Here is a 10426-nt window from a genome sequence, read left to right as displayed (position 1 = left end):
ATGCTGCCAGTGGCAATCGGCTCGAACTAGATCGTCTCGAGCGAATGCTGGCGAGCGATCGGACTGTGATGATTATTGCCGTGGGCTAGTGAGCATCACGGTGGCTTTAGCCTGTCGATCGAATAAATTACCCCTTGACAATTAACATAATCGCTTCGCGGACTAACATATTAGCCTCTTTCTGCCCACCCTAATAGCTTTAACAAACCAATTATCAATTATCAAGTATCCCTCTTCTGTCACTCTCCGAGAGGTAAAATAGAAGAAGCAGGGTAAAAAAATCCCGAACAGGAGGTGGAGAAATGGATGTGGAAGCGCAAATCCTCAAACACTTACCAAGATCCGCAAGCGGAAGTATTTCATTCATCGATCGATATTGTAGCGAGTATAGAAATTTATTTGCGGAAGTAAGAAGTTATGAATATTGTAAAGATTTACATTTAGGAATAATTACAACACTGGGCAGAAAATCATTGCCAGAAATTAGTAAAGTAGTGGGAGTAAATTCGGCACAAGCATTACATCATTTCGTGGCTAAATCGCCGTGATCGGTGGAGAAATTCAGAAGCAGAAGACTAGAAAGAACGTTAGAAGCAGTAAAAGGAAAAGCAATAAAAGTAATAATTGATGAGACAGGAGATAGAAAGAAGGGCAATAAAACTGACTATGTAGCCAGACAATACTTAGGGAGTGTGGGGAAAGTAGATCGAGGGATGGTGTCAGTTAATGCTTATGGAGTATATGAGAATATCACAGTCCCACTAATTTGGAAGATCTTCAAGCCACGAGGAACATTAAAAGAGAGAGATAGCTATAAAACAAAAATAGAATTAGCCCAAGAAATAATCACAGAACTAGTAGAAATCGGATTGAATATCGAGCTAGTATTAGCAGATAGCTTATATGGAGAGAGTAGTGATTTTATTCAAACACTAAAGGAGAACAACTTAACATACATTGTAGCAATTAGAAGCAATCATGGGGTCTGGCTGTTGCCAGGGCAGAAGGTTAGAGCAAATAAATGGCATGAATTCATAAGAGTTTTTAGCGATGGAACTACAGAAGTCAGATTTAGCCGAGAAATAATTTATGGTAAGCACAGAGCAACTACTTACTGGGAAATAACCACAGACCCAAACACATTACCAGAAAATTCAACATCATTTGTAATGACTAATCTTCAAGGTAAGATTGGTAAGCTAGTTGGTAATCTATATGGCAGTAGAACCTGGGTAGAATATGGATTTAGACAAGTTAAGCAAGAACTAGGGTGGACAGATTATCGATTTACTAAATTTGAGCAAATTGAAAAATGGTGGGAACTAATTTATTCGGCTTATTTAATGGTGAGTTTAAGCGATCCTGTTTTCTTAACTTTAACAGAACAATCATCAGTCGATACTAAATCTACAGCATCTGCTCCCAATTTCTCAAATCATCAAGATTGGACTCATGCTAGTGGCTGGAAGAACTGTTTAAATAACCTCCGATTAATCATTCAACCTATTGTCTTGCTCTGGATGATTTATCCTTGGCTTAAAGTTTTTCCTAATCGAGATTTATTACTTGGGCTTCACCGATTAATTGCTGTTGTTAATCAATTTTATTTTGGCTGTAATTCTAGCTGAGTATTTATTTTACCTCTCGGAGAGTGACAGAAGAGGGGTATAGCATTCGCCATGGTCGTTAGGACATAAAATAGATAAAGAACCACACCAAGTCAACAGCAATGGCAAAACCCTATAGTTACGATGTTAGACAAAAAGTAGTAACAGCGATTGAAGTAGATAAGCGTAAAAAAAGTGAGGTAAGCAAACTATTTAAGATTAGTCGGAATACTCTCGACCTATGGTTGGAACGAAAAAAGCAAACAGGAGATGTGTTGCCAGAGAAGACCAAACCACCAGGTAATAACCATAAAATCACCAATTGGCGAAAATTTCATGAGTTTGTCAATCAGCATGGAGATAAAACACAATCACAACTAGCACAGTTATGGCCAGAAGATATCAGTAGTAGGACGACTGCTCGGGCGTTAAAAAAAATGGGATATACGCGAAAAAAAAGACTTATGGCTACCGCGAACGAAATGAAACCAATCGTCAAGTATTTTTGGAGCAATTAGCCAAGATCGAGCCAGAGAATATTGTCTATGCAGATGAGGCGGGAATGGACAGTCGGGATGAATATGCTTATGGCTGGAACAAGTGTGGCGAACGCTTTGAAGCCCTAAAATCGGGACGGCGACAAGGGCGAATTAATACGATCGCTCGTGCGTACTGTAACCATCAATTAATCGCACCATTTACAGTCGAAGGTTCGTGTAACCGAGTAGTGTTTGAAACTTGGATTGAGACCTGTTTGATTAAGTGTTTAAAACCAGGACAGTGGTTAATTATTGATAATGCTACTTTTCATCATGGTGGACGGATTGAAGAATTAATCCTGGCTGCCGGATGTCATTTATTATATTTACCTGCTTATTCCCCAGATCTCAATCGGATTGAACGTTGCTGGTCTTGGTCTTGGATTAAGAGTCGCGTTCGTCACTGTCTGGCTCGGTTTAATTGTTTGCGCGATGCGATCGAGTATGTTTTAAAGCAAGTGTCCTAACAACCCTGGCGACTGCTATATCAATTAATTCAATGCTGCTTTGAGTGCGTGCAGTAAATCTTGGGTGCTAAATGGTTTGGCAAGGAAAGCTTTAATTGCCTTACCGTGATTTTGAGCGGCGACTTCGTGGGCAGACAAACCACTCATGACAATAATCCGCACGTCGGGATCGATCGAGTGTAATGTGGCGATCGTCTGCGTGGGATTGCCTCCAGGCATCATATAATCGAGTAAAATCGTGCCGATTTCGAGATGGTGTTTGGTATATAAGTCGATCGCTTGTTGAGAGTCACGCGCTGTTACGCTCTGATACTCGTAAGATTCGATCGTCGTACCGAGAATTTCACGAATTGAGGGTTCGTCATCGACGATCAAAATTAGTTCGCCCTTACCCGTGAGTTTGGGCTGGATCGCTGGCACGCACTCCGGTTCTAGCTGTTCGATGGCTGGTAAATAAAATCGAAATTGTGAGCCTTTACCCACTTGACTAGAAACATCGACAAACCCTTGATGATTATTGACGATCGTTAATACTGTTGAAAGTCCCAACCCCGTCCCCTTGCCGATTGGTTTGGTAGTAAAAAACGGCTCAAAAATCCGCTCTAATAATTCCGCCGGAATTCCCGTGCCCGTATCTGCAACTGTAATTGCCACATACGCCCCGCCCTGCGCGTTGGGGTGCAGCTTGGAGTACTCGTCACTCAAGACAATATTTTCGGCCATAATTGTCAATTCGCCACCATTGGGCATCGCATCGCGGGCATTGATGCACAGGTTGAGCAAAACTTGGTGGAGTTGGTTGGCGTCGGCAGATAAAGTCCACAGGTGGCTACTCTCGATCTGAAGGCTAATCTCGATCGATTTAGGAAAAGTTTGTTTGGCGATTTGCAGGACTTCGGCGAGTAGATGTCGCGGCTGTAAGATCGTATGTTCGTTGCCACCACCTCTAGCAAATGTCAGAATTTGAGAGATTAATTCCCGCCCGCGTTTGGAATTGTCCGATAGCGTGCTCAGTAGTTTCTGAGTGCGCTCGTCTAAATTCTTGAGCTTGAGCGGTAGCAATTCGGTAATTGCCACGATCGGGGTAAGAATATTATTGAGATCGTGGGCGATGCCGCTAGCGAGGGTGCCCAAGTTTTCGAGCCTTTGGGCGTGCAAAAATTGCCGTTCGAGTAATTTATGTTCGGTAATGTCGGTATCGATCGTCAAAATCGATTGTGGTGTACCATCAGCAGCCATTATCAGGTACCAACGACTGGTAACGGTGCTGCTTTTACCCGCTTTGGTTAATATTTGAAATTCGCCACACCATTCGCCACGATCGAGTGTTTGGGCAATGGCAATTTGATAGTGGGGATCGTCGAGATCGTACAGTACATCGACGATCTGCTTGCCAACGACTTTTTCTGCCAGCCAACCATAGATCCGCTCGGCACTCCGATTCCAATATTTAATCGCGCCCTCGATCGACCACAGGACGATCGCATCTGTTACTAAATCTAATAAAATCGATCGCTTGCAACAAAGATAGTGCAGCTCCTCGATCCGATCGGGAACTACTCGTACATCCCTAACAACTCCCGATGGACTTTTCATTTCCATTTATGCTTCGAGGTAATAATACCCCGCTCTGGTTGGTATAGCCGCTCCAATTTGGCATCGGCTCACCTCTCTAGCATAGCTCTCGATCGACACCAAAACCACACAATATTAAACAAATATTAAATAACTAGATTTTTTCGATATTTGTATGCTATTTAGCTCGCTCGTGTATCATCTTTTACGCTTGCCATACTTCTTCTGAATCCGCCCGACGCTGGCCAAAAATTCTCGACCTTTCTGGGGATCGACCATCGATACATAATTAGCAAATCCAGCGATCGATTGTAATAGATCGGCTCCTTGTCCCCACTGTTTGCCCGCTAATCCGTCTTTTTCGATTTGGTAGAGGGTGGCGCGAAAGCGTCTGAGGGTAGCCCTGTCTACATTTAACTTCTGATTGACCACGATCCCAGTGACTTCTTGTTGCTGGGACTGTCTGAGGACACGAGTTTTGTCGGGATGTATCGTCAACCCTTCATGAGTGACGATGCCCTGAGTCCCTTTGAGAATATTACCAATTTCGCGCAATTTCTCACGATCGGTAGTCGAAAACGTCAGATCGTCTGCGTAGCGAGTATAAATAAAGCCCCGACTTTTGGCCATTCGATCGAGCCTACGATCGAGTCTCCGACACAGTAAATTGGTTAAAGCAGGGCTAGTCGGCGCACCTTGCGGTAAATGGCGTAGCTCTTGTGCGATATAGTAACTGCGCCCATCTAACTCGATCTCCGTAACGTCTGGTTCGGTACAAATTAAGCCCAAAATGGTGGCAATCGCTTCAGAATAACCCAGCGAACGAAAAATCCCTTTGACGCGAGCATAGGAGATCGAGGGAAAAAAGTCTTGTAAATCCATGTTGATGACAACTAACGCCCCGACATGCGGCTCGGCATTAGTAACGATCGATCGACCCCGCCGAAATCCATGCGCGGTGGGATGCAAGACTACTCCTTCTAAAATATTGTCTAAAATCCATTGCTGGGCTTGTTTGAGCCGTGGGAGTGGTGCCGAGATCGCTCTAAATCCGCCAGTTTTTTTGGGAATCTGAAAGCGCACGTAGTGCGAAATCGTCGCAATCCGGCGCGAAAATGCCAGAAACCGCAATTGTCCGATGCTAATTCCCATCGCACTTGCCAGATCTGCGGCAGCGTGCAAAATCGGCAGTCGATGCTGTTGCAATCTCGCCAGATCGGATGTGGTGAGATTCAACCCCGCCGACACCCCTTCGCCCAAATAGGTAATTTCTCGCTCCTGGTGCGCTTGCCATGCGATCGCCCGTTCTTGGCGTTCGCGCTCGCGACGTTCTTTCGTTTCTTGCTGCTTGCGGCGCGATTCGGCCATCCGCAACTTCAGTGCCTCTTTTTTGAGAGCTTCCTCATTATGCAAGCGACGATTTTCTGCTCTGAGGGTATCTAATTCTCGTTGAATTTCGCCGCGCCGTCGAATCTCATCCGCCGGATCGTTTGGTATTTCGCCATTTGCCGCCCAAAATCCCAGTCGAATCATTTCATCGAGGATGAATTCTTCTTTAGAACTTTGACGAATGCGATCGTAAAGATCCTGACGAGTGCGCGGCTGTTCGGTCATAGTGCTTGGGCGATCTGACGATCTCTATACAGTCAGCAATTAAAAAATCCATATTCCGGCGCGGCTCCTCTTCGTAAACCCCTCGGGACTAGCTCGCTCAACGCCAGCCGATACACCTAATACCTGCTCATTGGACTCACGGAGTCAGCCCCGCAATAGCAGGTATTAGGTGATATCGGCACAGTTAAGAGCGCGCTAGTGATGTGTGGCTAGACTAAACGCAAGGATGACGATCCATCATCCGGATTGCAAGTGGTGTGCGCCGCGCAGATATATAGACTTTAGTACTCACGTACTGAATTAATTGTATCATGTCGATCGACAATTGCCAAGATCCAAGTTAGCGACGATCGATGCTCGATCGCAGATCGCTGTCCTAGATTAGTATCTAGCGACAATTAATTGCGCCCGTAACTTTCAAATCGGTGTTTGCAGGTGTGCTTTTGACACCGATAAGGATAAATATTTACCAATCCAAGTACGCGCTCGCTAAAATTCACCCGCAGCGAGCGGACAACTTCAGTGCTGCCACACTTGGGGCATTTACGCTCTACTTGAGCTTTGGAGGAGTTAGAAATCATATCAATAGACTCTAGATAGATTGGGCATATATCTAGCTCCCCATTGTAAACCTTAAGGATCTCGCTTCCGTATGCCAAAAGTATCAACAGCGACGACCTTTTTTAGTCAATCGGGGCGATCGCCGATCGATCGCTCAAAAAATAAGCATAATGGCGTAGTAAATTGGCTAGTAATCTGCATACTTCAAAAGTATGTATTAGCAAAAATGGCGGCTTGGGTGCGATCGCGCAAATTCAACCGATTCAAGAGATTGGTAACGTGATTTTTGACCGTGCCTTCAGAAATGTATAATACTTGGGCAATTTCCCGATTATTGGCACCTTTGGCAATCAGTTTTAAGACTTCTAGCTCTCGGGGTGTCAGTTCGTTGACTTCTGGTGGGGGTGCCGTGGTGGGTTTTGGCACTTGCCCTGACATGGCTTTGGCGAGCATTCCCGGTGCTAAATGAGTATAGCCGCGATCTACCGCCCGAATAGCGGCGGCAATCTCTTCTGATGGTGTATCTTTGAGTAAATATCCTTTTGCACCGTATTTAATCGCTGCGGCGACATAAGTATCATCATCAAATGTCGTCAATACTAAAATATTGACGTTGGGGAACTGGCGACAAATTTCTCTGGTGGCTGTCACGCCATCCATTACTGGCATCCGAATATCCATCAGGATGACATTTGGCGCGAGTGTTTTGGCACACTCGATCGCGACTTCGCCATTTTCTGCTTCGCCGACTACCTGCAAGTCAGGTTCGAGTTCTAACAAAGCTTTTAACCCTTGCCGAATCAAGTTTTGGTCATCTACCAAGAGCAATGTAATCACGATCTAAATGGTGATGTAGTTAAATGGCAGCGATATTTGGGAACGTTTTTTGTATTGCCCCCATCTATCTACGGAATAGCATAGAGATAGTTTGCAGATCGTCTCGATCCAGAGATCTTTGCGACTGGTGTCGTGGCTTGAAATGCTTGATAAGACGACCGATATCCGTACTAAAGACTTTTATACCTTTACGGAATCAGGTATGGTTAAAATGTAGTAAATTACAGATCTTAATAAGCTCTAGATACACTCAACTCCAAAAAAGTTCCTAGCAGTTATTAAGTTACTTACATTAATTAATATACTAATTACCAAACCCCATCACACAGCACAGGAGCGCAATTATGTCATTCAATTCTCAACCCGATCGCGACCATCTTTCAGTAGCTGAAGCAGAATTAATGGATTGCCTCCTTCGCTCATCTACTGTCAATTATCCTTGGAATCCTGCCGATCCAGAAACTGCCGACTACTACGCCAGATCGGATAGTGAGTTCAGTTTAGATGATTGGTCTGATGTGGAGATCGGCCAGAAGTCGCAATCTTTTTTTGCTAGTATTCAATCTTGTTGGGAGACACCTAGTGAAGAGGTACGAGTCAGTCCATTAGCTGCACTTACGAGTAAATTTGGAACGAGAGTACCCCAACAATGGCTGGCACAGATTGCGGCAAATGTCAGCAGTTTGGCTCCTGCGAGCAACCTCGAACCCGTCGAGCAGTTAGTCCAATCGGTGCGAGATTTACTCTCGAATTGGGAAGTTGACGATTTGTTGGTAATGGCGCGTCCTTATGCATATGCGATGCGATGCAATCCTGGTGTAGATAATCCCAATAATATCGTCAGACCATTGGATTGGGCAGAATTATCCGAGCTAGAACGCGCAAAGTTAACCATTCTTGTAGCTCAATACGCAATCGATTCAACTAATTGTGACTAAACTTAAATAGTCGCAGTCCGCCAGGATGTTCAGGCTCACAGCTAGCTTAGGCCAAAGATAGATCGATAATCTGCTGTGGTGGCAAATCGGTAAATAAGTCTGTATAGTGGCGAATTTTATTTTCGATTTCGGCCCATTCTTCTGCCGATTGCGAACCTCGGACGATCCCCGCACCTGCAAATAAGAATAAGCGATCGCGATCGATCGCGCCAGAGCGAATTGCGACGGCAAATTCGACATCATCGTAGCCCACCCAGCCTACCGGAGCAGCATACCAGCCCCGCTCGAAGGGTTCGAGTTCTTGAATGAGTTTGAGGGCAGGAGTGCGGGGAAATCCACCTACGGCTGGAGTGGGATGTAATTTGGGTAAGATGTCGGCATCGGTGAGATGCGATTTCAACAGCCCCTGACATTGTGTATATAAATGCTGAACTTTATTGAGCTTGAGAATTGCCGATTCATCATCGATCGTCACGGAATGGCATAATTCTGTTAACACTCCACGTAAGTTAGTGACGACTAATTCATGCTCGTGAATATCTTTAAGTGAAGTGCGTAAATTATCGCCCAATTCGCGATCGATGCTCGCTGATGTGCCCCGCTGGCGAGTTCCGGCGATCGCTTCTGTTTTTAATAATCGATCTGCACGAGAATAAAGTCGTTCTGGAGAAGTCCCGATAAATGCAGTAGTCGGATCGATTTGAAAACAAAAATGATAACTGTGCGGATTGTGCGGTTTGAGCGATCGTAATAATAATTGGGGCTGTAAATTATGCGTAAATGTGAGCGTCGATCGTCTCGCGAGGACGATTTTGTCGAGATTGAGTGCGTTAAATTTAGCCAGAGCTAGCTCGATATTGCGTTGCCACTCGACGCGATTGGGTCGATCTAAACGAGCGATCTGTAATGGTAATTCTGTAGGTAGTTCTTGTTGTGAAAAATCGATTCGAGCTAGTTCGTCTAAGATCGTAGCTAACTCTGTCTCCCAAATTTCATGACCGAGATTTGGGAGCGAATTTAGCGTAAAATTACATGCAAAAAAAGTTTCTAACCCCCGTACCAAAATCTCAAATCGCGGTACGACAAATCGATAATTTCCAAAGGATTCCCAAATCGGCGAGATCGATTTGCTCTGACTAAAACCGATGCCTCCGTAATAGCGAACATGGGGAAATAACAACGACAAACTTTGCCTCAATTGGCCGAAAATGTCTGGATAATCGATCGGACGATCTCCATCAATTGTAGCGACTGTACCCACTCCAGCCATTGTAAAATTACCCTGACGATCGCACCAATAAGTTTTCACATCTGACTTTTGTCGTGCCAGCCAACTTAGCGGTTCGAGGGTGGAAATTTGTACTTCTATCCGCAAAACCTTCCCAACCATTTCTGGAGGGAGAGCGATAAGATCGTACTTAAAAAAATTTTGAACCTGGGCGGCGATCGTCAGATAATGATCCATGGGTGACTATAAGATTTGTGAGCTATCCTCCCGATCGCTAATGGGGGTAGGTAACGCACTAGTCATTGAGGGAGCGACTACAGGTGTTGAGCTAGGATTCAAAGCTGCTGTTGTGACATTCCCAGGATTGACAATCCCGCCCGAAATAATTACTTTAAAAGCATCCTCGATCGACATAGTTAGATCCATCACATCGTGTTCGGCTACCACCGCATACCAACCAGTAGCCGGATTGGGAGTAGTGGGAATAAACAAATTTAGCATTCGATCTGGCATCTGCGATTGAATTTCACCATCGAGTGTCCCAGTGACAAATGCTAGTGCCCAAATTCCCCGACGCGGATATTCTACCAGCACTACCCGGCGAAATTTGCTGCCCGAATCTCGTAGTAGAGTTTCGAGCAATTGCTTGAGTGTTTTATAAACAGCTCCCGCCAGGGGAATTGCTTGGACTAGTCGTTCGCCGACATCCAAGAGCCACTTACCAGCAATGTTGCGAGCCATCAATCCAATCAGCAAGATTGTCAACAATGGTGCGGTCAATCCCACTAATAGGTTTAACACAGCTACCAGTGCTGGATGCAATCCGTCGAAAGGATTTATCTGCTTGGGAATGCGAGTCAAAAAGTTGACTACCCATGTCGCCACATTGATCGACAGCCAGATTGTGGTCGCGAGTGGGATCGCGACCAGCAACCCAGCAATTAAATCATTTTTTAAGTCCTGCTTGAAATGTTGGAACACAAATCTCCGACTCGATCGGACGATCGGTCACGTTGATACTCGTCTATTCATACTATACAAAGCTTTGTCTCATCTGGGG

At 44.9% G+C, this 10426-nt stretch carries 8 protein-coding genes and 1 pseudogene; 3 read left to right on the top strand and 6 right to left on the bottom strand.

Annotation, left to right across the window (positions count from 1 at the left end; translation table 11 throughout):
• Positions 1-302: 302 nt before the first annotated feature.
• Together C7B77_RS14645 and C7B77_RS14640 are read left to right on the top strand one after the other, a co-directional pair.
• A pseudogene (locus C7B77_RS14645) lies at positions 303-1628 on the top strand (IS701 family transposase).
• A 101-nt stretch (positions 1629-1729) separates the two neighbouring features.
• Positions 1730-2613 (top strand): IS630 family transposase gene (locus C7B77_RS14640; protein WP_106306066.1). Its coding sequence is split into 2 segments (ribosomal slippage): positions 1730-2059 and positions 2062-2613, totalling 882 coding nucleotides; the frame shifts between segments, so codons are not numbered across the junction.
• 24 nt (positions 2614-2637) lie between these two features.
• Here C7B77_RS14640 and C7B77_RS14635 read toward each other — a convergent pair.
• The 4 genes from C7B77_RS14635 to C7B77_RS14625 form a co-directional block, all read right to left on the bottom strand.
• On the bottom strand, positions 2638-4215 hold the full coding sequence (locus tag C7B77_RS14635) for an ATP-binding protein (protein WP_106306064.1): 1578 nt from the start codon (positions 4213-4215) through the stop codon (positions 2638-2640).
• 171 nt (positions 4216-4386) lie between these two features.
• Positions 4387-5802 carry a reverse transcriptase family protein gene (locus C7B77_RS14630; RefSeq protein WP_106306062.1) on the bottom strand — a complete coding sequence of 472 codons (1416 nt, stop codon included), beginning with the start codon at positions 5800-5802 and terminating at the stop codon, positions 4387-4389.
• A gap of 398 nt (positions 5803-6200) precedes the next feature.
• Complete coding sequence (locus C7B77_RS29260; RefSeq protein WP_146138330.1) at positions 6201-6383, bottom strand: hypothetical protein; 183 nt, start codon at positions 6381-6383, stop codon at positions 6201-6203.
• A gap of 184 nt (positions 6384-6567) precedes the next feature.
• On the bottom strand, positions 6568-7200 hold the full coding sequence (locus C7B77_RS14625; protein ID WP_106306060.1) for a response regulator: 633 nt from the start codon (positions 7198-7200) through the stop codon (positions 6568-6570).
• A gap of 344 nt (positions 7201-7544) precedes the next feature.
• Between C7B77_RS14625 and C7B77_RS14620 the strand changes: the two genes are divergently transcribed.
• Positions 7545-8138, top strand: coding sequence for a hypothetical protein (locus C7B77_RS14620; protein ID WP_106306057.1), 594 nt, complete (start codon positions 7545-7547; stop codon positions 8136-8138).
• Between the two features lie 46 nt (positions 8139-8184).
• Here the strand turns inward: C7B77_RS14620 and C7B77_RS14615 are convergent, their stop codons facing one another.
• Positions 8185-9603, bottom strand: coding sequence for an isochorismate synthase (locus tag C7B77_RS14615; protein ID WP_106306054.1), 1419 nt, complete (start codon positions 9601-9603; stop codon positions 8185-8187).
• A 6-nt stretch (positions 9604-9609) separates the two neighbouring features.
• Positions 9610-10347, bottom strand: a complete 738-nt coding sequence (locus tag C7B77_RS14610) for a DUF502 domain-containing protein (RefSeq protein WP_106306051.1) — start codon at positions 10345-10347, stop codon at positions 9610-9612.
• Between the last annotated feature and the right edge of the window lie 79 nt (positions 10348-10426).

It is taken from the genome of Chamaesiphon polymorphus CCALA 037 (assembly GCF_003003845.1).
Lineage (GTDB): Bacteria > Cyanobacteriota > Cyanobacteriia > Cyanobacteriales > Chamaesiphonaceae > Chamaesiphon > Chamaesiphon polymorphus.
The sequence above is the reverse complement of the archived record's forward strand: the minus strand, read 5'-3'. Positions and strand labels throughout refer to the sequence as shown.